Below are 23,851 nucleotides of genomic sequence, written 5' to 3' on the forward strand. Positions count from 1 at the left end.
GGGTTTACTCGTAGACGTGCGGGGCGAGGGTGCCCACAAAGTCCAGGTTGCGGTACTTCTCGGCGTAGTCCAAGCCGTAGCCGACGACGAATTCGTTGGGGATGTCGTAACCGACGTACTTAACGTCAATCTGGACCTTCGCGGCGGTGGGCTTGCGGAAGGCGGTGCAAATTTCCACGGACGCGGTGCCGCGGGATTCCAGGTTGGTCTTCAACCAGGACAGCGTCAGGCCGGAGTCGATGATGTCTTCGACGATCAGGACGTCCTTGCCCATCAGGTCCGTGTCGAGGTCCTTGAGGATGCGGACGACGCCGGAGGACTGGGTGCCGGAGCCGTAGGAGGAGACAGCCATCCAGTCCATGGAGACGTGGCTGTGCAGCGCGCGGGCAAGGTCGGCCATGACCATCACCGCCCCCTTGAGCACGCCGACGATGAGCAGATCGCGGCCTTCATAGTCCCGGTCAATCTCGGCTGCGAGTTCGGTGATGCGGGACTGGATCTGTTCCTTGGAGTAGAGAACGTGCTTGAGGTCTGCCTGGACGTCGTTTGAATCCACCAATGGCTCCTGTGTAGATGCGGGTGCGACTAATCTTGGGGCCGCTGTTGAGGCCGGAATACTAGCTTCCCACAGCGGGCGCCCTCGCGGGGCACTCCGGCCACGGACTGCCCTGCCTCGGACTGCTCCGCCGCGAGCAGCTGCGCGAGTGAGAGCCGGTACACGCCCACACCGCCGGGCAGCTCCACCGGCCCGGCGGATCCCTGCCGGCGCAGCAGCGCTTCGGCGGCGAGCAGCCGCTGGTAGCTGGGCTGTTGACCACCGACGGCGGCGGCGGCCTTGGCGATCACGCGGAACCGCACGGCCGGAGCCAGCTCGCGCAGCGCTGCCTCGGGCAGGCTGAGCTCCTGGCTGAACTCCGTGCCGGTGCGCTGCTGCAGGCGGGCGAATGTGTCGTCCGCGACCTGTTCCAGGTAATCGGCGTCAAGCTGCAGGATCGACGCCGTCCGGGCCAACGATTCGGCCACCCCGGGGCCGAGCTTGTCCTCGAGCATCGGCAGCACCTCAACCCGGGTCCGGGACCGGGCAAAAGAAACGTCAGTGTTGCTCGGATCGTGCCACGGGTCCAGGCCTTCGACGCCGCAGATTTCCAGCGTCTCGATCCGGCGCAGGCCTAGGAACGGCCGCAGCAGACGGCCGCGGACGGGCCGCATTCCGGCCAGCGAACGGGTTCCGGAGCCCCGCGCCAGCCCCAGCAGGACCTGCTCGGCCTGGTCGTCCAGGGTGTGGCCCAGCAGCACCGCCGACGCACCGGTGTCATCCGCGGCCGTTTCAAGGGCCGCATGCCGGGCGTCCCGGGCGGCAGCTTCCGGGCCGGTCCCGGCCGCGGCGACCTCGACCTTCCGCACCAGGATCGGGTCGAGACCCAGCTCCTGTAGGGTCACCGCTGCGGCCGCGGCCACGGCGGCGGATCCGGGCTGGAGTTGGTGGTCCACGACGACGGCGCCGATGGAGACCGGGTGGCCATCCACGTGGCCGCGGCGGGCAAAGTAGGCGGCGACGGCGGCGAGTGCCAGCGAATCCGGGCCGCCGCTGCAGGCCACGAGCACCCGTGCCGGGTACCCTGCCTCGGCGAGCGCATCCTGCAGCATCTTGCGCGCCTTGCCCAGGACGGGCGCGAGCCGGCCGGGCCGGCGTCGCCCGGCGGAAGCGGCCGGCAGGTCCGGCTCGGTCGTACCAGGCACGCGGACTAGAGCCCCATCCGATCGATCCAGACTTTCGAGTCGTGGATTTCGACCTCGGTGGGGAGATGGTCCGCAGACTCCCAAACCCGGTTAAAGCCCGGCATCCCGACGGTGTCCACGACTTCCCGGACGAACTTCGAGCCGTCACTGTACTGCCGCATCTTCGCGTCGAGGCCCAGCAGGCTGCGGATGAACTTCTCGACGGCGCCGCGGTCCTTACCGCGGGCGTTGAAGCGCTGCCGGATGGTCTTGACTGAGGGCACGATGCTGGCATCCACCGCGTCCATGACCACGTTCGCGTGGCCTTCCAGCAGGCTCATCACCGCCGTGAGGTGCGAGATTGCTGCGCGTTCCTCCGGGTCCTGCAGCAGGTCCAGGATGGCGCCGCGGCCCGGGGCCGACCCTGGAGCGGTCCGGTCTTTCAGCGACTTTGCGGCCGCCGCGGCGCGTTCCATGATGGAGTCGACGTTGCCCAGCAGGTGCTCGCTGAGGCTTTCGATCTGGTCGAGCATGTGGTGGCGCAACCAGGGGGCGGCAGCGAACTGCACCCGGTGCGTTTGTTCGTGCAGGCACACCCACAGGCGGAAGTCCTCGGGCGTCACGTTCAGCTCGCGTTCGACCGAAATGATGTTCGGTGCCACCAGCAGCAGCCGGCCGGCGGCGGGGGCGGTGGAGTTGGGGGCCAGCGCAGCAAAGGGGTCGTACTGTCCCAGGACCTTGCTGGAGAGGAAGGCGAGAATCGCGCCGAGTTGACTGCCGGTGATGGCACCGCTGACACTCGCGGCGCTCGGACTTACGCTCCCGTGGCGGCTTTCGAGCATTTTTTCGATCGCGGGCTGGAGCATGACGGCGAAGCTTTGCGTATTCGCCTTGGCCCACGAGGCCCGGTCCACCACCAGGACGGAGGAGTCGCGGAGGTCACGAGCGGCCTCAAGTCCGGTGATGTCGTGCACGTGCGGCACTGAGATGTCGGCCATAAGGCGCAGGTTGTCGACGGCCGCGCCGATTTCCTTGGACCCCAGCGAAGGTCCGGCCGGCGCGAGCCGCGCGGCCGTGGACGCCGCCATCTCCCAGTTGATCAGGGCCTGGGCCCGGGCTGATGTCTCTGCTGAGGTGGCGCGCGAAGAGGACTCCATAGCCCCATGAGATCACAGGGCACGGCGGATGCGCCTTAATTTCGCTGAGCGGTTAAGCCCGTCAGCGGCACCCGCAGGCGGCGAGGACCGACGCCGTCCGGTCCAGCGCCTCCTTGTTGCCGGCCGCGCCGGGCGTGAGGCCGTTGCCGATAAAGGAGAAGACCAGCAACCGGCCGTCGGCGTCCACCACGTACCCGCTGAGGGCGATCACGGTGTTCAACGTCCCGGTCTTCGCCCGGACCAGGCCCGCTCCCCCCGCGGTGCTGGTGTCCGAATACCGGCTGCCGAGGGTTCCGGTCAGCCCGGCCACCGGGAAGCCGGCAAGGGCGGAACGCAGCCGGGTGTCGGGTCCGGTGGTCATCGCGCGGATCACCGCCGTAAGCTGCCGGGCCGAGACGCGGTTGTCCAGGGTCAGCCCGGCAAGATCGGCAGCGTGGAGCGAGGCCGCGGGGATTCCCAGCTCCTCGAGCTGCTGCAGCACCGCGGCGACCGCGCCGTTGTTGCTGGCCGGTTTGCCGCTCGCCGTCGCCACCATCCGGCCCATCACCTCGGTGAGGTAGTTGTCCGAGGTGCGCAGCAGCAGGTCCACCTGCTGGCTGACGGTCGCGGATTCCACCGCGGCGAGGACCTTGCCCGCCTGCCCGCCGTCCGGGGCCGGCTGGGGGGCCGGCCCCCGGATCACGCCCGGCGCCACGGCAATTCCGACGGCGGCACCGGCCTCGGTAAGCCGGGCTGCAAAGGCCTCCGCGGCGGTCATGGCGGCGTCCTGCGGCCGGGGTCCGGTGCTGGTTCCGGGCGTGAAGCGTGCCGAGTTCAAGGCCAGCGGGAACAACGGGGCCACCTCGCCAGCGGCCACGTCCTCCGGGCTCCAGGCCGGGCTGAGGGCGGGGCCGGTAAAGAGCGAATCATCCAGCAGCACCGACACCGGGCCGGTGGCCCCGCCCTGCTGCAGCGCCTGGACCGTGGACCGGGCGAGCGTGGCCAGCCCGGCGTGGCCCAGCACCGCATCCGGAGCCGAGTCGCCGGCGCCCAGCAGCACGTCGCCGCCGGCGGTCAGGACAACGGTTCCGGGGGTGCTGCCCGCGACGGTCCGGGTGCTGAAACGCCGGTCCGGGCCAAGCGTGCGCAGGGCTGCGGCGGCAGTCAGCAGCTTGATGTTGGAGGCCGGGGCGCGGCCCTCGTCGCCGGACCGGTCGAAGAGCACCTCCCCGGTGGCCGCGTCCTGCACCATCCCGCTGAAGGACCCGGCGCCGTCGGCCTTCAAAGTGGCGCTCAGTTGGGCGGCGAGGGCGGCGGCGTCGGGCACCGGAGCCGCGGCGTTGAGCGGGCGGATACCGGCACCGCTTCCACTGCCGGCGGCAGTGCTCAGGGTGGCGGGGGGAAGCTGCCAGGGGCCGGCCGGGGCGGGGCCCGGCGGCCGTGCGGGGCCGAGGAAACCGGGACCAATCGCCACGCCCGCGGGGACGGCGAGGGCGACGACCAGCAGCATCAGGAGCAGCAGGGGGAGGCTGCGGCCGAGCCTTCCGGGCGGCGGAGCGGCGCCCTCCTGGCCTTTTTTGGGTGTCATGCTGCTGCTGGTCCTTAGTCCCGAAATGTCCCCACCAGTTCCTGAAACCAGCGCCTGTCGCTATATCCTCAATAATAGTCGGCGGCATCGGTCGTGCTCTTTCCGGGCATCACCTGTGCCGCGCACCCCTGAATCCGTCGAGGAGTATTCCATGAAGCATGACGTGACCATCGAGATCCCCAAGGGATCCCGCGTCAAGTACGAAGTCGACCACGAGACCGGCCGTGTCCGCCTGGACCGCGTCCTGTTCACCTCCATGCAGTACCCGACGCACTACGGGTTCTTCGAGAACACCCTGGGCGAAGACGGCGACCCGCTGGATGCGCTGGTGCTGCTGCAGGACTTCGACCTGCACCCAGGCGTGATCGTCGAGGCCCGCCCGATCGGCGTCTTCAACATGACCGACGATGGCGGCGGGGACGCCAAGGTCCTGTGCGTGCCGGCCGACGCTCGGTTCGACCACATCAACGAGATCAGCGATGTCAGCGAGTTCCTGATCAAGGAAATCGAGCACTTCTTCACGCGGTACAAGGACCTGGAGCCCGGCAAGTGGGTCAAGGCCGAGGGCTGGGGCGACCGCGCGGCCGCCGAAGCCGAGCTCGAAGCCTCGATCAAGCGCTACGTCCCGGGCGCGGGCCACTAACCCGCCGCCCTCCCCCGGGGAGCGCGAACGTACACTTGACGCCCTGGAATCTGCGGATTCCGGGGCCTCAAGTGTACGTTCGCGCTTTGTCAGCCGCGGGTCAGGAAGATGTGAAATCGTTGGGCCATGATTTCCGAGCCAACTTTCAGCCCGCCGTGCGGCCCGGTCACCGGCCGGCGGGACGGCGACGTGCTGCGCGCCACCGGCATCCCCTATGCCACAGCGGCCCGCTTCCAGCCTCCCGTTGCCGCGGCTGACTGGACCGAGACCCTCGCCGCCACCTCGCTTACCCCCGCCTGCCCGCAGGCCCCGGTCCCGTTCCTGGACGACATCCTTGGTACCCGCTACGGGGAACTGCCCGGTAGCGAAGACTGCCAGCGGCTCTCGATCACCCTGCCGGCGGACCTTGGCGACGGCGAACGCGTCCCGGTCATGGTCTGGCTGCACGGCGGCTCCTACACCTCCGGCTCCGGCGACCTCGCCATTTTCGACCCCAGGGCCCTGGTGGCCGAGAACCGGGTCATCGTGGTCTCCGTGACGTACCGTCTGGGCCTGTTCGGCTACCTTGCGGCCGGCACCGACCGCCCCGGCAACCTCGGTTTGCTGGATCAGCTCGAGGCGTTCCGGTGGGTGCAGCGCAACATCGGGGCCTTCGGCGGCGACCCGGGATGCGTCACGGCTTTCGGCCAGTCCGCCGGCGGCGACGCCGTGGCCCACCTGATGGCGACACCGGAAGCGCCTGCCCTGTTCCGCCGCGCCATCATCCAGAGCGCCCCGCTGGGCATCACCCGGGGCCGGGCGAAGATGAGCGCTGCGATGGGGGTCGCGGCGGAAGACATCACTGAAGAAACCCCGGCGATGGATGTCGTGGCGGCCGAAGCGCGGGTGTCGCAGGCAGCCCGGAAGTTCGGGCTGATCGCCGCCATGCCGTTCGGCACCCAGTACGGGCACGCTCCGCTGCCGCCCGAACCTGACATCGAAGACGCCTGGAATGCCACGGCCCCGGGGATTGAGGTATTGATCGGCCATACATCGGAGGAAGCCCGGATGTTTCTGCCGCGCAACCCGGTGGTGGGCCGGCTCGGAAAGGTCCCGGTGGTCGGCACCGCCGTCGTCAAGGCCGTCAACTGGGCGGTAACCGAGGCGGTGTACGGCAAAGCTGCCCGGAAGTTCGCCCGCCGTCATGCCCGGGCCGGCGGAACTGCATACCGTTACCTGCTGACCTGGCACGCGCCGGGAAACATTTACGGCGCCGCCCATACAGTGGACCTGCCGTTGCTTTTCGGCGACCAGCAGACCTGGGCCGGGGCAGGTCTGCTGGCCGGCGCAAGCTGGGAGGACATCAATGCCCCGGGCAAGGCGCTGCGTGCCCTCTGGGCCCGCTTCGCCTCGGGCGACGGTCTTGACGCCGACGGCGGGATCCCCGGCGCCTTGCGGTACCGCGCGGTCTGAGCCGTGAAGACCCTCGGCGTCGACCTCGCAGCGGCCGCCAAGAAGACCGCGGCGGCCGTCGTCGAATGGGGCGATGCGGGGGCCCGGCTGGTGCACTTGTCCCTCGGCGTCGACGACGCCGAGATCGTCCGGCTCTTCGGCACCTGCCGCCTGACCGGAATCGACTGCCCGGTGGGCTGGCCGGACGCGCTCCTGCCCTTTTTGACCGGGCACCTGGCCGGCGATGCGCGGCCGGTGCTGGACCGCGACGGCATCGAAGGCCGCCGGATGCTGGCCTATCGGGACACCGACCGGTTCGTCACCGCCCGGACCGGCCTGATCCCGCTGAGCGTCTCCGCCGACCGTCTGGCACACCCGGCGATGCGCTGCGCCGTGATACAGGCCAAAATCGCGCAGGAGCACGGGTTCCAGCAGAGGGACGGCAGCTGCCGGCTGGCCGAGGTCTACCCGGCGGCGTCGCTGAAGTCCTGGGGCTTGCTGGCCCGGGGCTACAAAGGGCGCGGCGGTGCGGAGGCCCAACGCCTGGCCGGCCTCGTGGGCGGGCTCAAGCAGGCTGCCCCGTGGCTCGATCTGGCCGGTTGCGAGGACCGGCTTGCCGGTTCGGATGATCTGTTTGACGCCCTGATCGCCGCCCTGACCGCCCGGGCCGTGGCGCAGGGCGGGACCCTGCGCCCGGACGCGGGCCAGGCTGCGGCCGCCCGGACCGAAGGCTGGATCCACCTGCCCGTCGGCGGCCTGCAGGCGCTCCGTTCCGCAAGCCCCGTCGGTTAGCGGGCCGGAACGGCGGCTACTCCAGGCTGAGGGTCCAGCCGCTGATCTCCTTCGCGTCCTCCCCGTGCACCCGGGTGTGGTTGTGCGCCCGGATCCGCCGGTCCTGCAGCGACTGGCGCAGCAGCGAATGCCGTTCGGCCATTCCCGGCACCCGGTCGATCGCGTCGATGGCCAGCTGGTAGCGGTCGATCCCGTTGAGCATGGCCATGTCGAACGGTGTCGTCGTCGTGCCTTCCTCCTTATAACCGCGCACGTGCAGGCCCTCCTGGTTGGTGCGCCGGTACGCCAGTCGGTGGATCAGCGAGGGATAGCCGTGATAGGCGAAAATGACCGGCTTGTCGGTCGTGAAGATGCCGTCAAAGTCCCGGGACGTCAGGCCATGCGGGTGTTCGGCGGCGTCCTGCAGCCGCATCAGGTCCACCACGTTCACCACCCGGATCTTCAGCCCGGGCGCCCCTTCCTTGAGCAGTTCGGCCGCCGCGACGGTCTCAACGGTGGGAACGTCGCCGGCGCAGGCCAGCACGACGTCGGGCTCCTCGCCGGGGACCTCGGAACCAGCGAACTCCCAGATCCCCAGCCCGCGCTGGCAGTGGTGCGCCGCCTCGGCGGGATTCAGCCAGGTGGGTGAGGGCTGCTTGCCGCTGACGACAATGTTGACGTAGTCCCGGGAGCGGAGGCAGTGCTCCATTACCGAGAGTAGGGTGTTGGCGTCCGGCGGCAGGTAGACCCGGATGACCTCGGCCTTCTTGTTCACCGCATGGTCAATGAAGCCCGGGTCCTGGTGGGAGAAGCCGTTGTGGTCCTGCTGCCAGACGTGGGAGGACAGCAGGTAGTTCAGCGAGGCCACGGGCCGGCGCCAGGGCAGCTCCCGGTGCACCTTGAGCCATTTGGCGTGCTGGTTGAACATCGAGTCGACGATGTGGATGAAGGCCTCATAGCAGTTGAAGACCCCGTGCCGGCCGGTGAGGAGGTACCCCTCCAGCCAGCCCTGGCAGAGGTGCTCGCTGAGGACCTCCATCACCCGGCCGGCACGGGCCAGGTGCTCGTCGACGTCGTCGATCCGGTACTGCCACACCTTGTCCGTGACCTCGTATACGTCTTGCAGCCGGTTGGACGCGGTCTCGTCCGGGCCGAAGAGCCGGAAGGTCTCCGGGTTCAGCGCTATCACGTCGCGCAGCCAGGAACCCAGGGTGAGCATGGCACTGACGCGGTCCCGGCCGGGCCGGTCCATTTCCACGGCGTGGTCTTCGTAGCGGGGAAGTTTCAGGTCGCGCAGCAGAATGCCGCCGTTGGCATGCGGCGTGGCGCTCATCCGGAGCTCTCCGGCCGGTGCGTTCGCCGCGACGTCGGTCCGGAGCCGGCCCTCGCCGTCGAAGAGTTCGTCCGGCTGGTAGGACTCCAGCCACCGGCCCAGCATCGCCAGGTGTTCAGGATTGGTGTTCACGCCGGCGAGGGGCACCTGGTGGCTGCGCCAGGTGCCTTCGACCTGCAGCCCGTCAACGGTTTTGGGCCCGGTCCAGCCTTTGGGCGAGCGGAGCACGATCATCGGCCACGCTGCAGTGGCCGCGTCCCCGTCCAGCCCGCCGACCCTGCGGGCGCCCTGGATGGCACGGATTTCGGCCAGGCAGGCATCGAGCGCCGCGGCGAAATCCCGGTGGGCCGTTGCCGTGTCCTGCGGGTCGGTGACGGTGACGAAGTGCGGTTCGTGGCCGTAGCCGCGCAACAGCTGCTCCAGCTGGGCTTCAGGCATGCGCGCGAGGATCGTCGGGTTGGCGATCTTGTAGCCGTTCAGGTGCAGGATCGGCAGGACGGCGCCATCCGCGGCAGGGTCAAGGAAGTTGTGTGAGTGCCAGCTCGCGGCCAGCGGGCCGGTTTCCGCCTCCCCGTCGCCGATCACGACGGCGGTTACCAGCTCCGGGTTGTCGAAGACGGTGCCGTAAGCGTGGGCCAGCGAATAGCCGAGCTCGCCGCCTTCGTTGATGGAGCCCGGGGTTTCCGGGGCGGCGTGGCTGGGGATGCCGCCGGGGTAGGAGAACTGCCGGAACAGCTCGGCCAGTCCGTCCTCGTCATTGCCAACGTTGCTGTAAATCTCGGAGTAGGTACCCTCGAGCCAGGCATTGGCGACCACGGCCGGTCCGCCGTGGCCTGGACCGGCGACGAACAGCATCTTCTGCCCGTCCCGGCGGATGACGCGGTTCAGATGCGAGTAGACGAAGTTGAGCCCGGGGGTGGTGCCCCAGTGGCCCAGCAGCCGCGCCTTGGTATCAGCGGCGCTAAGCGGCCGGCGCAGCAGCGGATTGGCGCGCAGGTAGATCTGGCCTACGGACAGGTAGTTGGCCGCCCGCCACCACCGGTCCACAAGGGCGAGCTCCGCGTCGTCGGCGGCCTCTGCGGTCCGCTGTCTGGTCCCGATATCCGTGCCATCAGCCACGTGAACACCCCGCTTCCGTCCGTGCCGCCGGCGGCAGCCTCTCCCCTCATCGCAACACCTATCCGGGCCGGACACAAGCCAGCGGAGTGTCGCGGCCAGGGCATTACCAGGACCGTAATGGGGCCCGCACCTCTTACTTGCCTCCCGGTTACCACGCGGTAGTGTGGCATCCAGTATGTTCACGCTGACCATCAACCAAACCGACAGCCGACGCGACGGTGACCGTGTGCCGCAGCTCCTCAAGGACCTGCGGCACATTCCCGCGCGCCTTGATTTCGACCGTTCGGTGGAGGATGAAGTGCAGGGCATCCTGGACTGCCCCCGCCAGACTGTCGAGGCCGCGTTGATCGCCCTGCGCACCGGCGCCTGGTACGTCGGTATCGGCGTCGGACCGGTCAACGAGCCGTTGCCGAACCAGATCAAGGACGCTTCCGGCCATGGCCTGGTTTATGCCCGGCGTGCGGTGGACCGGCTGCGGAACAGCAAGGAGCGGGTTCCGGTGGCGGTGGAGGGCCCGCTCGCGGATTTGGCCGCGGAGGCCGAGGCCGTGCTGCGGCTGCTGGGCCTCATCGTGCACGACCGCAGCGCCGCCGAGTGGCGCGTGCTGGACCTGCTCACCCCCGGCGTCCGCGGGCAGCAGAAGGCCGTGGCCCAGGAACTGGGCATCACCACCCAGGCCGTCAGCAAGGCCGTCGCCCGCGCCCAGTGGAACGAGGAACACGCGGCCCGGCCTGCCGCTGCCCGGCTGCTGGGCCTGATCCTCGACGTCCGCTAGCCTGCCCAGGTTGCGGCCGCCGTCGGCCTTTCCTTAGCGGAGGAGGCTGCGCAGCACGTGGGCGGCGCCGTCCTCGTGCACCGAGTGGGTAACCTCGTTGGCGGCGGCGATCACCTCTGCCGGGGCCTGGCCCATGGCCACACCCCGCCGGGCCCAGGTGAGCATCTCGATGTCGTTGCGGCCGTCACCGACGGCGACGGTGCGGTGCGCCTCAATGCTCAGCCGGCCGCGCAGCTGTTCCAGCGCGCTGGCCTTCGTGACGCCGGCGGCGGCAATGTCCAGCCACGCGGTCCATCCCACGGAATAGGTGACGCCGGCGAGTCCCACGTGCCGGATCGCGGTGTTGAACTCCTCGGGCGTGTTCTCGGAACTGAACACCACGACGCGGACGGCGGTGGCCTCGAGCATCGTCTGGAAGTCGACGCCGATCGCCTCCACGCCGAAGCTCGCATCCTGGAACCGCTCGGTGGAGAGGAAGTTGCCGTGTTCGTCTTCAAGCGCGTACTTGGCGGACGGCAGCCGCTTGCGCAGGGCGCGCAGGGCGGGGCCGGGGTCGAAGGTGGCCTTGTGGAGCACCTCGTAGCCGTCGGCGAGCCCGGAATCCACGCGGAGGGTGACGCCGCCGTTGGAGCAGACCGCGTAGCCGTTCTCGATGCCGATGTGCTCGATAATGGGCAGCGTGGCGTTGAGCGACCGGCCGGTCGCGATCATCACCTCGTGTCCGGCGGCCACCACGGCCTGGGCGGCTTCCCGGACCGGAACCGACATGTGTCCGTCGTGGTCGACGAGCGTGCCGTCAACGTCGAGCGCGATCATCATTTTGTTTGCATCTCGCTGGTCATCGTTGCCAGCGACTGAGGCTTCAGTCAGTGTTGTCATCTGATAATTAGAGCAGACGGCGGGGGCAGCCGCTAGGATCCGCACCACAGCAGGAGGGGAAACCTGGGTTAACGGCTGACGACAATTGACGGGTCAGAGGACAGGCAGGACCGTCATGCCGCCGAGGTACTTCTGCAACGCCGCGGGGACGTTGACCGAGCCGTCCGGGTTCTGGTGATGCTCAAGGATGGCGACGATCCAGCGGGTCGTGGCCAGGGTGCCGTTCAGCGTAGCCACCGCACGGGTGCCCTTGGGCGTCCCGTCCGCGCTGATCACCCGTTCGCGGATGTTGAGCCGCCGCGCCTGGAAGGTGGTGCAGTTAGAGGTGGAGGTCAGTTCGCGGTAGGCGCCTTGGGTGGGGACCCAGGCCTCGCAGTCGAACTTGCGAGCTGCTGAATTGCCGAGGTCCCCTGCCGCGGTGTCAATGACGCGGTACGGCAGCTCGCACTTGGCCAGCATCTCTTCCTCCCACGCCAGCAGGCGGGCATGTTCGGCGGCTGCTTCTTCGACCGTGGTGTAGATGAACATTTCGACTTTGTTGAACTGGTGCACCCGGATGATGCCGCGGGTGTCCTTGCCGTGCGACCCGGCCTCGCGGCGGTAGCAGGAGCTCTGCCCGGCGTAGCGCACCGGCCCGGCGGACAGGTCGAGGATTTCGTCGGCGTGGTAGCCGGCCAGGGCCACCTCAGAGGTTCCCACCAGGTAGAGGTCGTCTTCCGCGAGGCGGTAGATCTCGGCGTCGTGCTTGACGTCGAAGCCGGTGCCCTGCATGGTCTCGGGACGGACCAGGGTCGGGGTGATCATTGGGACGAACCCGGCGTCGATGGCCTGCTCCATGGCCATCTGCAGCAGCGCCATCTCAAGCCGGGCGCCCACGCCGCGCAGGAAGTAGAAACGTGAGCCGGACACCTTGGCACCGCGCTCCATGTCGATCGCACCGATCAGCTCGCCGATTTCCAGGTGGTCCTTCGGCTCGAAGTCGGGGAACTCCCGCGGCGTTCCGACGGTCTTGACCACGACGTAGTCATCCTCGCCGCCGGCGGGGACACCGTCCTCAACGAGATTGGGCATCCCGCGGAGGAGTTCCTCCTGGGCGGACTGGGCGACGTCGGCCTCAGCGGCGGCTTCCTTGACCGAGGCAGCGAGCACCTTTACTTCGGCGAGCAGTGCCTGCTTCTCCTCGCCCTTGGCCTGCGCCACTTTCTTGCCAAACACGTTTTGCTCGGCCCGCAGGTTCTCGAAGCGGATTAACGCAGCGCGCCGGGCGGAATCGGCCGCAATGATCGCGTCCACGACGGACTCATCGGCGCCTCGGGCACGCTGGCTGGCACGGAACTTGTCCGGGTTTTCGCTGAGGTCTTTTACGTCGATCACCAGATAAGAGTATCGAATGCGCAGGGTGTCCTTTGGCCGTCCTGCCGCAGCACGCGCCCGGGATAGTGTTGGAGCAATATGCGCGATTGGCTGCTCTACCTCATCATCGCCGGGGCCCTGGTCTTTGCCGTCTCCAGCTGGTGGGGTGTGCGCCGCTTACGGGCGCTGCATACCCGCAGCGCCGTCTGGGAGGACACGCACAATCCCGGGCTGTCCCGGCAGAAGGTCGCGGTGGTGCTGAACCCGATCAAGGCCCGGTCCGCGGAGGCGCGCGCCCTGGTCGAGAGCGCCTGTCTCGCCGCCGGCTGGGAGGCGCCCTGCTTCTTCGAAACCACTGCTGAGGATCCCGGCTTCGGGCAGGCGCGGGCCGCCGTCGAGTCCGGCGCCGACGTCGTTCTGGTGGGCGGCGGTGACGGCACAGTACGCGTCGTGGCCGACGTCCTGGCCCATACGAACGTCGCCATGGGGCTGCTCCCGCTGGGCACCGGCAACCTGCTGGCCCGCAACATCCATTTGGACATCGGAGACCTGCACGGCTGCGTGCAGACCGCACTGTTCGGGCACCAGCGCTTCATCGATACCGCCCGCATGACGGTGCAGAACGCCCTGACTGACGAATCCGCGGAGTACGCCTTCCTGGTCATCGCCGGCATCGGGATGGACGCCGAGGTCATCGGCGACACTAACGACGGTCTCAAGAAGGCGGTGGGCTGGCTTGCCTACACGGAGGCGGGGGTGCGGCACCTGCCCGGCCGCCGCAAACGGGTTTCCATCTCGCTCGACGACCAGCCGGAGCAGTCCAGGAAGATCCGCAGCGTCCTGTTCGCCAATTGCGGCCTGATCCCCGGCGGCATCGACTTCATTCCGCAGGCCATGATCGACGACGGCGTGCTGGACGTGGTGGTGATGAGCCCGCGCAGCGCGATCGGCTGGGTGGCGATGTACTGGAAAATTGTGCTGAAACACAAGCGGAACCTGCCGGTGATGACGTACTACCGCTCGGGCAAGATCGTGATCACGTGCGCCGAACCGATGCCAACCCAGGTGGACGGCGATCCGTCCGGCGACGCCACCACTCTCACGGTCCGGGTAGCACCCCACTCCCTGCTGGTGCGGGTCAAGGAAGACGCCCTGGTCCGGGACAAGGGAGTCACAGCTGCCTAGCTGGCTTCTTTCTCAGCGGCTTCCTTCTCCGCTTCGGCGGACTTTTTGGCCTCTGCCGCTGCCTTGGCGGCGCGGGCTTCGGACTGCTCGCGGATCATGGCCTGTTCCTCTTCGAAGCGCAGGCGGTCGGCGCGGTCGGCGTCGTCGCCGTCCCAGTCCTGGTTCTCAGCTGTCGGCTTCGGGTTGACGATCATGCCCTGGCCGTCGTTGTCTGTGCTGGTGTCTGGCATTACCTGCTCCCTCCGGTAGGGGACTGCCCCAATATGGTTCAGGCCAGCATACGCCGGTTCAGAAAGGGTGGAAGGGCAGGACGGGCCGCTTCAGCTACGCTGTGGGCGAAGCGGCCGGCTTATATTCCGGCACCACAGATGCCCCCGCGAGTATGTTCTCCACCCAGCTGTGGGCGGCCCGGAATGCCTGGTCGGACGTGTGCGGGGCGACCTCGGTCTGCTGCCCGTCGGCCCGGCCGTAGGAGCCCAGGAAGCGGGTTGCCGGGCTGATCCGATGCAGTCCGGCCAGCGCGTCGGCAACCCGGGCGTCACCCACATGCCCGTCGGCGTCGATGCTGAAGAAGTAATGGCCCAGGTATTGCCCGGTGGGCCGCGATTCGATCCGGCTCAGGTTAACGCCCCGGGTGGCGAACTGATCCAGAATCTCCATCAGGGCGCCGGGACGGTCCTCGGGCAGCGGCACCACGACGGTCGTCTTGTCCGCACCGGTTGGTTCGGGCAGGGCGCCGGGCCGGCCCACCAGGACGAAGCGCGTGACCGCCCCAGGGTTGTCGCCGATGTTTTCTGCGAGGACCGTCAGGCCTGGCTGCTCGGCGGCAACGATCGGCGCGCAGATAGCGGCGTCGTAGTGGACGTCGTCCTCCAGCAGCCCCATCGCAGCGGCGGCCGTAGAGGAGCCGGGGATGTATTCCGCCTCCGGAATATGATTTCCCACCCAGATCCTGCACTGCGCCCAGGCATGCCCGTGGGTGGAAACGCGGCGGATGTCCTCGAGCCGGACACCGGGCCGGACCACCAGGACGAAGCTGATTGGCACCAGGGCCTCGCGGAGGATGCGCAGCTCGGGGCCGGTGGCGATGGCATCGAGCGTGGCGGTGACTCCGCCCTCCACTGAATTCTCGATCGGCACCATCGCAGCGTCGGCGGAACCATCGCGGACCTTATCCAGCGCGGTGTTGACGTTCGACGCCGGAACGCGGGTGGCCTCGCCTGCGCCCGGCACCTGCATCAGCGCCGCCTCGGTGAAGGTGCCTTCGGGGCCGAGGAAGGTGTAGGTGACGGGCGAGGCAGGCATGGATTGTTCCTTCGTTAGAGGATGACGGGCTTGAGCCCGTTATCGGAGACGAGCGGCAGGCCGTTCTCCAGCCACTGGTCCATGCCGCCGGCCACGTTCAGCGCGGAGTAGCCGTTGCCGACGAGCCACTGCGCGGCCCGGAAGGAGCGGCCGCCGGTGCGGCAGATGACATAGAGGTCCTCATCCGGGTCCAGCTCGTCGAGCCGCGCCGGGAGCTGGTCGAGCGGGATGTGCAGTGCCTGCTCGGCGTGGCCGGCGGCCCATTCATAGTCCTCCCGCACGTCCAGAATCCGCGCCGCCTTGGGAATGTCGGAAACGGTCACGGTGTCGATGTCGCTCATGGTCGTCCTCTCCGCTGAAAACCAGGTCTGCCACCAGCGTATCGCCAGGGGTCCGGGGTCCTGGCAATCCCGTGGCACGTTACGCCGCAGAGATTTCCTGGGCAGAGCGGTCTGGGGTTTACTGGTGCCAACGGGGCACGACAGCGACTGGTGCCGACGGGGCCAACGACGGGAGAGGGATCGATGAAGATCACTGGTGCAGTACTTGAGGAAATCGGCCGGACCCGGCCGTTTGCGGAATCGACACCCATCAGCATCTCCGAGCTCGAGCTTTCCGCCCCCGGACCGACGGAACTCCTGGTCCGGCTCGAGGCCGCCGGCATCTGCCACTCCGACCTGAGCGTGGTGGACGGGAACCGGGTCCGCCCCGTGCCCATGCTGCTCGGCCATGAAGCGGCCGGACGGGTCGTGGAGGTAGGAGCCGAAGTCACCGACCTGCAGCCCGGCCAGCGGGTGGTGATGTCCTTCCTGCCCCGCTGCGAGCAGTGCGCCAACTGTGGCGCCGACGGCCGGCTCCCCTGCACCGCCGGCTCGAAGAGCAACGGCGAGGGAACCCTGCTGCACGGGTCCCGGCACCTGAGCCGGGACGGCGAAACGGTGCACCACCACCTCGGCGTATCCGGGTTCGCCACCCACGCCGTCGTGGACCGCGCCTCCGCGGTCCCGGTCGGCGACGACATCCCGCCGGAAATCGCCGCCGTCCTGGGCTGCGCCGTGCTGACCGGCGGCGGCGCGGTCCTGAACGCGGCGAAACCCCGGCCCGAGGACAGCATCATGATCGTCGGCCTTGGCGGCGTCGGCATGGCCGCACTGATCACCGCCGTTTCCCAGGGGATCTCCCGGATCGTGGCCGTGGACACGCTGGCGGAAAAACTGGAGCACGCCCGCCGCCTCGGTGCGCACGAAACCTACACGCCGCAGCAACTGGCGGAACAAGGCGTCAAGGCCAAGTTCGTCGTCGAGTGTGCCGGCAGTGCCCGCGCCTTCGAGAGTGCGTTCGCCGCAACCGACGTCGGCGGCACCACGATCACCGCCGGCCTCCCCTCCCCCGACGCCCGCGCCCAGCTGTCCCCGCTGACCATCACGGCCGAGGCCCGCACGATCGTCGGCAGCTACCTGGGTTCGGCCGTGCCGGCGCGGGACATCCCCAAGTACGCCCAGCTGTGGCGGGAGGGAAAGCTGCCGGTCGAGGAACTCATTTCGTCCCGGATCGCCCTGGCGGACATCAACCAGGCCATGGACCAGCTCGCCGAGGGGAAGGCCGTCCGCCAGGTCATCATGTTCGACGCCGAATAGCCTGCCTCCCCCGGTTGCTCTATCACTTACAGCTGCTAAAACCGGCCCGGGACGGCAACAAGTGATGGAGCAACTCCCGCGAAACACTTCCGGCTTGACTTGCACCGGCGCGCCGCGAATGTGACAATCCCGCGCCGCGGTGCCAGCATTGAAACAATGAGCACAACTCATTTATCCGATCCCCCCGCTTCCAAGCCGGGCGACACGTCGTTTTTCGGCCAGCCGAAGATGCTGGCGAGCCTCTTCTCCGTAGAAATGTGGGAGCGCTTCTCCTTCTACGGCATGCAGGGAATCCTGCTGTACTACATGTACTTCACGGCCGCGCAGGGCGGCCTGGAAATCGAGCAGGGATTGGCCGCCAGCCTCGTTGGAGCCTACGGCGGCGGCGTCTACCTCTCAACCATCCTTGGCGCGTGGCTGGCTGACCGGCTCTTCGGCTCGGAGAAAGTGCTGTTTGGTTCGGCCCTGATGATTATGGCCGGCCACATTGCCCTCGCCCTGGTTCCCGGCATTCCCGGCCTGGTCGCCGGCCTCGTCCTGGTCGGCGTCGGCTCCGGCGGGCTGAAGGCCAACGCCACCGCCCTGGTCGGCAGCCTTTACGGCGAAAAGGATGAACGCCGCGACGCCGGGTTCTCCATCTTCTACATGGGCATCAACGCCGGTGCGCTTATCGGCCCGCTGGTCACCGGCTGGTTGCAGGTGAGCCAGGGTTTCCACTGGGGCTTCGGTGCTGCCGCCGTCGGCATGGCCGTGGGTCTGGCGATCTACGGGGCGGGCCGTAAGAACCTCCCCGAAGAAGCGCACCGGGTGCACAACCCGCTCCCCGCCGCGGAGCGGACCAAGTACGCCCTGATATTCGCCGGTTTCACGGTGGTAATCGCCGTGCTGCTGGCCACCGGAGCCGTCAACGCGGGAAACCTGGCCCTGTCCATGGCCTACGCGGCAATCGGTGCGTCGGTTCTTTACTTCGCCCTGATCTTCAGCAGCAAGAAGGTCAACGGCACGGAACGCCGCCGGGTCGGCGCGTTCATCCCGTTGTACATTGCCTCCGCCGCGTTCTGGGCCCTGTTCCAGCAGCAGTTCACCTTCATCGCCGTGTACTCGCAGGAGAAGCTGGACCGGAACCTGTTCGGCTGGGAAATGCCCGCCGCCTGGGTCCAGTCAATCAACCCGGTGTTCATCATCATCTTCGCGGGCGTCCTGGCGGCTCTGTGGACCCGGCTGGGCAGCCGGCAGCCGGGCTCAGCCATGAAATTTTCGGTCGGCCTGTTCGTCATGGGCCTGGCCTTCCTGGCCTTCATTCCGCTGGCCGGGGAGGGCAAGACACCGCTGCTGGCGCTGGTGGGAATCCTGTTCCTGTTTACCCTCGCGGAACTGTTCCTCTCCCCCATCGGCTTGTCGGTGACCACGAAATTGGCTCCGGAGGCCTTCCGCACCCAGATGGTGGCGCTGTTCTTCCTTTCGGTTTCGCTGGGCACCACGCTGGCCGGCATTCTGGCCGGGCTGTACAACCCGAACGACGAACTGCCGTACTTCATCGGCGTCGGCGGCACGGCGATCATCCTGGCCGTCGGCCTGGCCGCGGCGTCGCCTGCTATTAAGAAGCTCATGGGCGGCGTACGCTGACCCGATGAGCCCCACCCATCGCCCGCCGGTTGAGGCGCGCGTCTACGCACCCGCCGACGGCGAGGCGTCCGACGTCGAACTCATGCCGGCGGGCGATGTCACCGAAGGCGTGGTCCGTATCGGCGGGACTATCCGCCGTCCGCACCAGCGGCAGAGCCGTGCCGTGGCGGAGTACCTCGACTGGCTCGAGGACGCCGGTTTCGAGGGCTCGCCGCGGTTCCTGGGCCGCGACGACGAGGGCCGGGACGTGCTGACCTTCGTCCCCGGCCGCTGCGCCGCGGCGGTGCCGGAAGAGTGGGTGCAGTCCGAGGAGCTGCTGGCCTCCGTGGGCCGGCTGGTCCGCCGCCTGCACGGCGCTTCGGCCGGTTTCGTCCCGCGGGCGCACCCGTTCCCGCCGCATCCCGTTCCCCGGCGTGCCGACAGGCATGATGCTGCGGAGCTGGTGTGCCATCTGGACGTCACGCCGCAGAATGTCGTGGTCCGCGACGGCCGCGCCGCCGGCCTGGTGGACTTCGACCTCGCCGGCCCCAGCACGGCGCTTCGGGATTCCTACAACACCGCGATGCACTGGGTCCCGCTCTGCGACCCCGCGGATGCGTGGCCGGGCTGGGAGGGGCTGGACCCCTACCGCCGGCTCCGCATCTTCGCCGACGCTTACGGCTGGGATCGGGAGGAACGACGGCGGCTGCCCGGGCTGGGCGTGGACGCCGGCACGCTGACCCACGAACGGATGCGGCACAACGCCGTCGCGCTTGGTGGCGGCTGGGCCCGGATGTGGGACGAGGGTGTCGGCGGGCTCATTCTGCGCCGCCGCCGCTGGCTCCAGGCCAACGCGGAGCGGCTGTTGGACGCGCTCCTGGCCTGACTGCCGCCGCACGCACGGCCGCAGGCTAGCGGTGCACGGGGTCGACCAGGTCGAGCAGCCCGAGTTCGGAACGGCGCGGCATCCCCTCCCAGTCGCCGGGGACCATGCATGCGTAGGCCCCGGTACGGACGGCGGTCAGCAGCCGCTGCTGTACCGGCTGCCCGTCGAGCAGTTCGGCGAGATAGCCGCCAACGAACGCATCCCCTGCACCCACGGTGTCCAGCACCCGGACCGGAACCGCGTCCTGACGGTATTCTTGCCCGTCGACCAGGGCAACGCATCCTCGTTCTCCCAGCTTGACCACCACTTGGCCGGGGCCAAGTTGGGCGACCCGGTGCGCCAGTTCCAGCGGATCGGAAGCGTTTCCCACGAAGATCGCGGCCTCGTCATCTCCTGCGAACACCACATCCGCCTGGCGGGCCAGTGTTTGAAACGTTACCGCTGCAGACTGCCTGGTCCAGAGCGCGGACCGGTAGTTGACGTCGAAAGACACCAGCGTGCCGGCGGTCTTGGCGCAGTCGATGGCGGCTTGGACCGCGGCTGCCGCGGAGGCCGAAAGCGCCGGGGTGATGCCGGTGATGTGGAGGAGCCGGGCGGCAGCGATTTTTCCTTCCGGCAGGTCCTGCGGCGACAACTTAGAACCTGCACTGCCGGAACGGTAGTACCAGACTTTTGCCGTCTCACTGGTGCGGCGTTCCTTGATCATGAGCCCGGTGGTGGCGCCGGCATCGCGGCTGCAGTCGACGTCGAGCCCTTCCGCCATTAGCTCCCGCAGGACCAGGTCGCCCAGGCTGTCGTTGCCGACCCTGCCCACCCAGGTCACCGACGTGCCCAGCCGGCGCAGGGCGATGGCCACGTTGCTTTCGGCGCCGCCGATGCCCAGCCGGAGGGACTCGGTGAAGGCCAGCGGCCCGGGGGTTGCTGCCTTCATCAGTGCCATCGTTTCGCCGAGTGTGACGACTTCGCTGGGCGTGCCGCCGCCCGGTCCGGCGTTCATCCGCCGCTCCGGGCGCTTACGGCGTCGGCCACCAGGGCGCTGACACGTTCGGCCCGTCTGGTCAGCTCGCCGAGGTCACCGCCCTTGAAGGCGTCTCCGATCAGTGGACCGCCCAGGCTGACTGCCAGCGCACCGGCGCGGATCCAGTCCGGTGCTTCCTCTATGGCCACCCCGCCGGACGGAATGACTTGCAGTTCCGGGAAGGGTCCGCGCAGCTGGGAAATGTACCCGGGACCGACGGTGGAGGCGGGAAAGACTTTGACGGCCGTCGCTCCGGCCCGCCAGCCGGCCAGCAGTTCCGTGGGCGTCAGGCCGCCCGGGAAGACCGGCGTGCCGTGCTCGACGGCGGCCTGGACGATGCCGACGTCGGTCACGGGCGTGACGAGGAAACGCGCGCCGGCGGCCAGGGCTTCCCGCGCCTCGGATTCCGTGGTGATCGTGCCGACGCCGATCTCGATCCGGTCCCCGAAGCCGCTGGTCAGTTCCGGCAGGAGTTCGAAGACCCCGGCCGTACTCAAGGTCAGCTCGATCGACCGGACGCCGCCGCCGGCGAGCGCCTCGATGACGGGGGCGTATTCGCGGGCGTGCCCGGCGCGGAGGACTGCCACGACGGGATTCGCCTGCAGGATCCGACTCATCGCCGGCCGCTGCAGGGTCCCGGTCCCGGTCCCGCCGCTCATGTCACTGTCCCTAGTTGCCATGGCACAAATTCTTCCTGTCCGAGATCGAGTTCTTCACTGACGGTCTGCGCTCCGGAGGCGACGGCGAGGATGCGGGCGAAGATCTGTGCCCCCACCTCCTGGACCGTAGCCTCACCGTCGACGATGATGCCGCAGTTGAGGTCAAGGTCCTCAGGCATCCTGTTGTAGAGCTCGGTGTTGGTGCCAAGCTTGATACTGGGCACCGGTTTGCAGCCGAAGACGGATCCGCGGCCGGTGGTGAAGCATACGACGTTGGCGCCGCCGGCCACCAGCCCGGTGACGGACACCGGGTCGTACCCCGGGGTGTCCATGAACACCAGTCCGGGGGCGGTCATGGGTTCGGCGTAGGCGTAGACGGCGGACAGCTCGGCCTGGCCGGCTTTGGCCACCGCGCCCAGGGATTTCTCCAGGATGGTGGTCAGGCCGCCGGCTTTGTTGCCCGGCGAGGGGTTGTTGTCCAGGCTTCCGCCGCCGGAGCTTGCATAGTCCTGCCACCAGGAAAGCTGGTCGAGCAGCCGCTGCCCCACCTCGGGCGCGACGGCGCGGCGGGTCAGCAGGTGCTCGGCCCCGAAGACCTCCGGGGTCTCGGCGAGCGCCGACGTTCCGCCGTAGGCCACCAGCAGGTCCGAGGCGACGCCCAGGGCAGGGTTGGCCGTGATGCCCGAGTAGCCGTCGGAGCCGCCGCAGTTCAGGCCCAGCACGAGCTCTGAAACATCCACCGGCTCGCGCTGCAGGGCGTTGATGGCCGGGAGCATGCCCTGGATCAGGGCCACTCCCGCTTTGACGGTGGCCCGGATGCCGCCGGAGTCCTGGATGGTGAGCCGCTCGATAAGTGCGGGGGCGGTCTCCGGATCGAGGAAGCGTTCGGTCTGCAGCATTTCGCAGCCCAGGCCGAGCACCAGCAGACCGGCGAAGTTGGGGTGCGCCGCGTAGCCGCGGAGGGTGCGGACCAGGACTTCGGCGCCGGCGCTTCCCAGCACCATGCCGCAGCCGCTGCCGTGGGTCAGGGCGAAGACCCCGTCCACGTTGGGATAGTCGTCCAGGGCGCTGCCGCGGAACTGGTCGGCAATCATCCGGGCCGTGCTGGCCGAACAGTTGACGGAGGTCAGGATGCCCACGTAGTTGCGGGTGCCGACTTTGCCGTTGGGCCGGCGGTAGCCCTGGAAGGTGGGGCGCGGCCCGGGGGGCGCTGCGGGGGTGACCCTGGCCGTGCCGAACTCGTAGTCCTGCTTCACCTCGTCCATGCCGAGGTTGTGGGTGTGGACGTGGGCGCCGGGACGGATGTCGGCCAGGGCGCGGCCGATCGACTGCCCGTACTTGTGGACGGGGTTGCCGGCGGCCACGGGTTTGAGCGCGATCTTGTGTCCGCGGGGAATGTTGGCGCTGACCGTCAGCTCCCAACCGGCGCTGTCCGGTCCGGCGCTGCCCAGGAGAACCGTTCCGGCGGGAAGGTCGCGGGTGGCGACGCCTACTTCATCATCCGCTGCCAGCCGCAGGACACAGGATTCGAGCGGGAGGGCTGCGGCGGCGGCTTCTACGCTATTCACCAGTCGTGCACCGTCCCGTCAAGGAGGCGGGCGGCAGGCAGGTACGCCGGGGTGTACTCGTAGCCGGCGGCCAGCCCGTCGTCGTACTCCACCCCCAGGCCGGGATTGTTACCCGGATGCAGCAGCCCGTCCTCGAACGTGTAGCTGGTGCGGAATACCTGCAGCGTCTCCTCGGAGTGTTTCATGTACTCCTGGATGCCGAAGTTGTGGATCGCCAGTCCCAGGTGCAGCTGCGCTGCCTGGCCCACCGGCGAGATGTCTGTCGGGCCGTGGAACCCGGACTTGATCTGGTAGATCGCGGCGAAATCCATCAGCTTGCGGAGCGCCGTGATGCCGCCCGTGTGGGTGACCGCCGAGCGCACATAGTCGATCAGCTGTTCGGTGATCAGCGTCTGGTAGTCGTAGACACTGTTGAAAACCTCCCCGATCGCCAGCGGGGTGGTGGTCTGGGACCGCACCCGACGCATGCCCTCCTGGTTTTCACCGGGCGTACAGTCCTCAAGCCAGAACAAGTCGTACGGCTCCAGGCTCTTGCCCAGCGAGGCGGCCTGGTTAGGGGTCATGCGGTGGTGTCCGTCATGCAGCAGGACCAGCTCCGGACCGAATTTCTCCCGGACCGCTGCGAACACCCCGGGGACGTGGCGGAGGTAGGCGCGGGTGTCCCAGAGTTCCTCTGCCGGCTTCGGGAGGCGCTTGGCAGGCTCGTAGTCGTAACGCTGCCCGGGGCGCTGGTCACCGGCGACGCCGTAAATCTGGCCCAGGCCGGGGACCCCGGTCTGGACGCGGATCGCCTTGAAACCCTGGTCCAGGTGGTTCTGGATGGACACGCACAGGGCGTCCAAGTCGGTACCCGAGGCGTGGCCGTAGGCCAGGCAGCCGGTGCGCGAAGCGCCGCCCAGCAGCTGGTACAGCGGCAGGCCGGCGACCTTTGCCTTGATGTCCCAGAGCGCGACGTCGACGGCGGCGATCGCGGCCATGGTGACGGGTCCGCGGCGCCAGTAGGCGCTGCGGTAAAGGAACTGCCAGGCGTCCTCGATCTTCGCCTCGTCACGTCCGATCAGCAGCGGCACGACATGCTCCGTGAGGTAGGCGCTGACGGCCAGTTCACGGCCGTTGACCGTGGCATCACCAAGCCCCACCACCCCGTCCTCCGGTGGTGATGCGCAGCGTGACGAAGTTCCTTCCCGGGCTGCTGACCAGGACCTCGGCTGAGCGTATCGTCATTGTTGTTCCTTCCGGGG

General features: G+C 68.5%; 21 protein-coding genes and 1 pseudogene. 8 read left to right on the plus strand and 14 right to left on the minus strand.

Annotated elements, in window-relative coordinates; genetic code table 11:
* Positions 1 to 4 precede the first annotated feature (4 nt).
* The 4 genes from hpt to dacB form a co-directional block, all read right to left on the minus strand.
* On the minus strand, positions 5 to 556 hold the full coding sequence (gene hpt / locus QFZ61_RS03045) for a hypoxanthine phosphoribosyltransferase (protein ID WP_307033200.1): 552 nt from the start codon (positions 554 to 556) through the stop codon (positions 5 to 7).
* Between the two features lie 29 nt (positions 557 to 585).
* The gene (gene tilS / locus QFZ61_RS03050; RefSeq protein WP_307037969.1) at positions 586 to 1,647 is read right to left on the minus strand and encodes a tRNA lysidine(34) synthetase TilS; all 1,062 of its coding nucleotides are present in this window, start codon (positions 1,645 to 1,647) and stop codon (positions 586 to 588) included.
* A 98-nt stretch (positions 1,648 to 1,745) separates the two neighbouring features.
* Entirely contained in the window at positions 1,746 to 2,876 is a 1,131-nt protein-coding gene (locus QFZ61_RS03055) for a zinc-dependent metalloprotease (protein WP_307033202.1), read from the minus strand.
* A 61-nt stretch (positions 2,877 to 2,937) separates the two neighbouring features.
* Entirely contained in the window at positions 2,938 to 4,443 is a 1,506-nt protein-coding gene (gene dacB, locus QFZ61_RS03060) for a D-alanyl-D-alanine carboxypeptidase/D-alanyl-D-alanine-endopeptidase (RefSeq protein ID WP_307033204.1), read from the minus strand.
* A gap of 151 nt (positions 4,444 to 4,594) precedes the next feature.
* Here dacB and QFZ61_RS03065 point away from each other — a divergent pair, with 151 nt between their 5' ends.
* The 3 genes from QFZ61_RS03065 to QFZ61_RS03075 all read left to right on the plus strand — a co-directional run bounded on the left by QFZ61_RS03065 (position 4,595) and on the right by QFZ61_RS03075 (position 7,309).
* A complete protein-coding gene (locus QFZ61_RS03065; protein ID WP_307033206.1) occupies positions 4,595 to 5,086 on the plus strand; it encodes an inorganic diphosphatase in 492 nt (163 codons plus the stop codon).
* 126 nt (positions 5,087 to 5,212) lie between these two features.
* On the plus strand, positions 5,213 to 6,538 hold the full coding sequence (locus tag QFZ61_RS03070) for a carboxylesterase family protein (protein WP_307033208.1): 1,326 nt from the start codon (positions 5,213 to 5,215) through the stop codon (positions 6,536 to 6,538).
* A 3-nt stretch (positions 6,539 to 6,541) separates the two neighbouring features.
* Positions 6,542 to 7,309 (plus strand): DUF429 domain-containing protein, encoded by a 768-nt coding sequence (locus QFZ61_RS03075; protein ID WP_307033210.1) that lies wholly within the window; start codon positions 6,542 to 6,544, stop codon positions 7,307 to 7,309.
* A 16-nt stretch (positions 7,310 to 7,325) separates the two neighbouring features.
* Here the strand turns inward: QFZ61_RS03075 and QFZ61_RS03080 are convergent, their stop codons facing one another.
* The gene (locus QFZ61_RS03080) at positions 7,326 to 9,740 is read right to left on the minus strand and encodes a phosphoketolase (RefSeq protein ID WP_307033212.1); all 2,415 of its coding nucleotides are present in this window, start codon (positions 9,738 to 9,740) and stop codon (positions 7,326 to 7,328) included.
* 175 nt (positions 9,741 to 9,915) lie between these two features.
* On the opposite strand from QFZ61_RS03080, the gene QFZ61_RS03085 reads away from it, so the two are divergent.
* Positions 9,916 to 10,515, plus strand: a complete 600-nt coding sequence (locus QFZ61_RS03085; protein WP_307033214.1) for a hypothetical protein — start codon at positions 9,916 to 9,918, stop codon at positions 10,513 to 10,515.
* Positions 10,516 to 10,548: 33 nt separating this feature from the next.
* Here the strand turns inward: QFZ61_RS03085 and QFZ61_RS03090 are convergent, their stop codons facing one another.
* Together QFZ61_RS03090 and serS are read right to left on the minus strand one after the other, a co-directional pair.
* On the minus strand, positions 10,549 to 11,394 hold the full coding sequence (locus QFZ61_RS03090; protein ID WP_307033216.1) for an HAD family hydrolase: 846 nt from the start codon (positions 11,392 to 11,394) through the stop codon (positions 10,549 to 10,551).
* A gap of 93 nt (positions 11,395 to 11,487) precedes the next feature.
* Positions 11,488 to 12,768 carry a serine--tRNA ligase gene (serS, locus tag QFZ61_RS03095; protein WP_307033218.1) on the minus strand — a complete coding sequence of 427 codons (1,281 nt, stop codon included), beginning with the start codon at positions 12,766 to 12,768 and terminating at the stop codon, positions 11,488 to 11,490.
* Positions 12,769 to 12,846: 78 nt separating this feature from the next.
* Between serS and QFZ61_RS03100 the strand changes: the two genes are divergently transcribed.
* On the plus strand, positions 12,847 to 13,932 hold the full coding sequence (locus QFZ61_RS03100; RefSeq protein WP_307033220.1) for a diacylglycerol kinase family protein: 1,086 nt from the start codon (positions 12,847 to 12,849) through the stop codon (positions 13,930 to 13,932).
* On the opposite strand, the gene QFZ61_RS03105 is transcribed toward QFZ61_RS03100, so the two are convergent.
* From QFZ61_RS03105 to QFZ61_RS03115, 3 genes are all read right to left on the minus strand, one after another.
* On the minus strand, positions 13,929 to 14,162 hold the full coding sequence (locus QFZ61_RS03105) for a hypothetical protein (protein ID WP_307033222.1): 234 nt from the start codon (positions 14,160 to 14,162) through the stop codon (positions 13,929 to 13,931). The genes QFZ61_RS03100 and QFZ61_RS03105 overlap by 4 nt on opposite strands.
* Before the next feature lie 94 nt (positions 14,163 to 14,256).
* Entirely contained in the window at positions 14,257 to 15,237 is a 981-nt protein-coding gene (gene pheA / locus QFZ61_RS03110; RefSeq protein ID WP_307033224.1) for a prephenate dehydratase, read from the minus strand.
* A gap of 14 nt (positions 15,238 to 15,251) precedes the next feature.
* Positions 15,252 to 15,578 carry a rhodanese-like domain-containing protein gene (locus QFZ61_RS03115; protein ID WP_307033226.1) on the minus strand — a complete coding sequence of 109 codons (327 nt, stop codon included), beginning with the start codon at positions 15,576 to 15,578 and terminating at the stop codon, positions 15,252 to 15,254.
* Between the two features lie 183 nt (positions 15,579 to 15,761).
* Here QFZ61_RS03115 and QFZ61_RS03120 point away from each other — a divergent pair, with 183 nt between their 5' ends.
* The 3 genes from QFZ61_RS03120 to QFZ61_RS03130 all read left to right on the plus strand — a co-directional run bounded on the left by QFZ61_RS03120 (position 15,762) and on the right by QFZ61_RS03130 (position 19,365).
* Positions 15,762 to 16,874: an alcohol dehydrogenase catalytic domain-containing protein gene (locus QFZ61_RS03120; RefSeq protein WP_307033227.1), complete on the plus strand. Its 1,113-nt coding sequence runs from the start codon at positions 15,762 to 15,764 to the stop codon at positions 16,872 to 16,874.
* A gap of 156 nt (positions 16,875 to 17,030) precedes the next feature.
* Positions 17,031 to 18,500, plus strand: a complete 1,470-nt coding sequence (locus QFZ61_RS03125) for a peptide MFS transporter (RefSeq protein ID WP_307033229.1) — start codon at positions 17,031 to 17,033, stop codon at positions 18,498 to 18,500.
* Between the two features lie 4 nt (positions 18,501 to 18,504).
* Complete coding sequence (locus tag QFZ61_RS03130) at positions 18,505 to 19,365, plus strand: phosphotransferase (RefSeq protein WP_307033231.1); 861 nt, start codon at positions 18,505 to 18,507, stop codon at positions 19,363 to 19,365.
* Between the two features lie 25 nt (positions 19,366 to 19,390).
* Here the strand turns inward: QFZ61_RS03130 and QFZ61_RS03135 are convergent, their stop codons facing one another.
* The 4 genes and pseudogenes from QFZ61_RS03135 to manD form a co-directional block, all read right to left on the minus strand.
* The gene (locus tag QFZ61_RS03135) at positions 19,391 to 20,362 is read right to left on the minus strand and encodes a sugar kinase (protein ID WP_307033233.1); all 972 of its coding nucleotides are present in this window, start codon (positions 20,360 to 20,362) and stop codon (positions 19,391 to 19,393) included.
* On the minus strand, positions 20,359 to 21,063 hold the full coding sequence (locus tag QFZ61_RS03140) for a bifunctional 4-hydroxy-2-oxoglutarate aldolase/2-dehydro-3-deoxy-phosphogluconate aldolase (protein WP_307033235.1): 705 nt from the start codon (positions 21,061 to 21,063) through the stop codon (positions 20,359 to 20,361). Before QFZ61_RS03140 ends, QFZ61_RS03135 begins: the two co-directional genes overlap by 4 nt.
* Positions 21,039 to 22,610, minus strand: a complete 1,572-nt coding sequence (locus QFZ61_RS03145; protein WP_307033237.1) for a UxaA family hydrolase — start codon at positions 22,608 to 22,610, stop codon at positions 21,039 to 21,041. The genes QFZ61_RS03140 and QFZ61_RS03145 overlap by 25 nt, the downstream gene beginning before the upstream one ends.
* Positions 22,607 to 23,834: pseudogene (manD, locus tag QFZ61_RS03150) on the minus strand (D-mannonate dehydratase ManD). The gene QFZ61_RS03145 and the pseudogene manD overlap by 4 nt, the downstream one beginning before the upstream one ends.
* Positions 23,835 to 23,851: the final 17 nt, after the last annotated feature.

The organism is Arthrobacter sp. B3I4 (assembly GCF_030816855.1).
Taxonomy (GTDB): domain Bacteria; phylum Actinomycetota; class Actinomycetes; order Actinomycetales; family Micrococcaceae; genus Arthrobacter.

What these genes read in the sequence shown, in the direction of transcription:
- tilS (WP_307037969.1), bottom strand. Translation starts at nt 1,647, where the DNA reads ATGCTGCAGGATGCGCTCGCCGAGGCAGGGTACCCGGCACGGGTGCTC.
- QFZ61_RS03055 (WP_307033202.1), bottom strand. Translation starts at nt 2,876, where the DNA reads ATGGAGTCCTCTTCGCGCGCCACCTCAGCAGAGACATCAGCCCGGGCC.
- dacB (WP_307033204.1), bottom strand. Translation starts at nt 4,443, where the DNA reads ATGACACCCAAAAAAGGCCAGGAGGGCGCCGCTCCGCCGCCCGGAAGG.
- QFZ61_RS03065 (WP_307033206.1), top strand. Translation starts at nt 4,595, where the DNA reads ATGAAGCATGACGTGACCATCGAGATCCCCAAGGGATCCCGCGTCAAG.
- QFZ61_RS03070 (WP_307033208.1), top strand. Translation starts at nt 5,213, where the DNA reads ATGATTTCCGAGCCAACTTTCAGCCCGCCGTGCGGCCCGGTCACCGGC.
- QFZ61_RS03085 (WP_307033214.1), top strand. Translation starts at nt 9,916, where the DNA reads ATGTTCACGCTGACCATCAACCAAACCGACAGCCGACGCGACGGTGAC.
- QFZ61_RS03090 (WP_307033216.1), bottom strand. Translation starts at nt 11,394, where the DNA reads ATGACAACACTGACTGAAGCCTCAGTCGCTGGCAACGATGACCAGCGA.
- QFZ61_RS03100 (WP_307033220.1), top strand. Translation starts at nt 12,847, where the DNA reads ATGCGCGATTGGCTGCTCTACCTCATCATCGCCGGGGCCCTGGTCTTT.
- QFZ61_RS03105 (WP_307033222.1), bottom strand. Translation starts at nt 14,162, where the DNA reads ATGCCAGACACCAGCACAGACAACGACGGCCAGGGCATGATCGTCAAC.
- pheA (WP_307033224.1), bottom strand. Translation starts at nt 15,237, where the DNA reads ATGCCTGCCTCGCCCGTCACCTACACCTTCCTCGGCCCCGAAGGCACC.
- QFZ61_RS03115 (WP_307033226.1), bottom strand. Translation starts at nt 15,578, where the DNA reads ATGAGCGACATCGACACCGTGACCGTTTCCGACATTCCCAAGGCGGCG.
- QFZ61_RS03120 (WP_307033227.1), top strand. Translation starts at nt 15,762, where the DNA reads ATGAAGATCACTGGTGCAGTACTTGAGGAAATCGGCCGGACCCGGCCG.
- QFZ61_RS03125 (WP_307033229.1), top strand. Translation starts at nt 17,031, where the DNA reads ATGAGCACAACTCATTTATCCGATCCCCCCGCTTCCAAGCCGGGCGAC.
- QFZ61_RS03130 (WP_307033231.1), top strand. Translation starts at nt 18,505, where the DNA reads ATGAGCCCCACCCATCGCCCGCCGGTTGAGGCGCGCGTCTACGCACCC.
- QFZ61_RS03135 (WP_307033233.1), bottom strand. Translation starts at nt 20,362, where the DNA reads ATGAACGCCGGACCGGGCGGCGGCACGCCCAGCGAAGTCGTCACACTC.
- QFZ61_RS03140 (WP_307033235.1), bottom strand. Translation starts at nt 21,063, where the DNA reads ATGGCAACTAGGGACAGTGACATGAGCGGCGGGACCGGGACCGGGACC.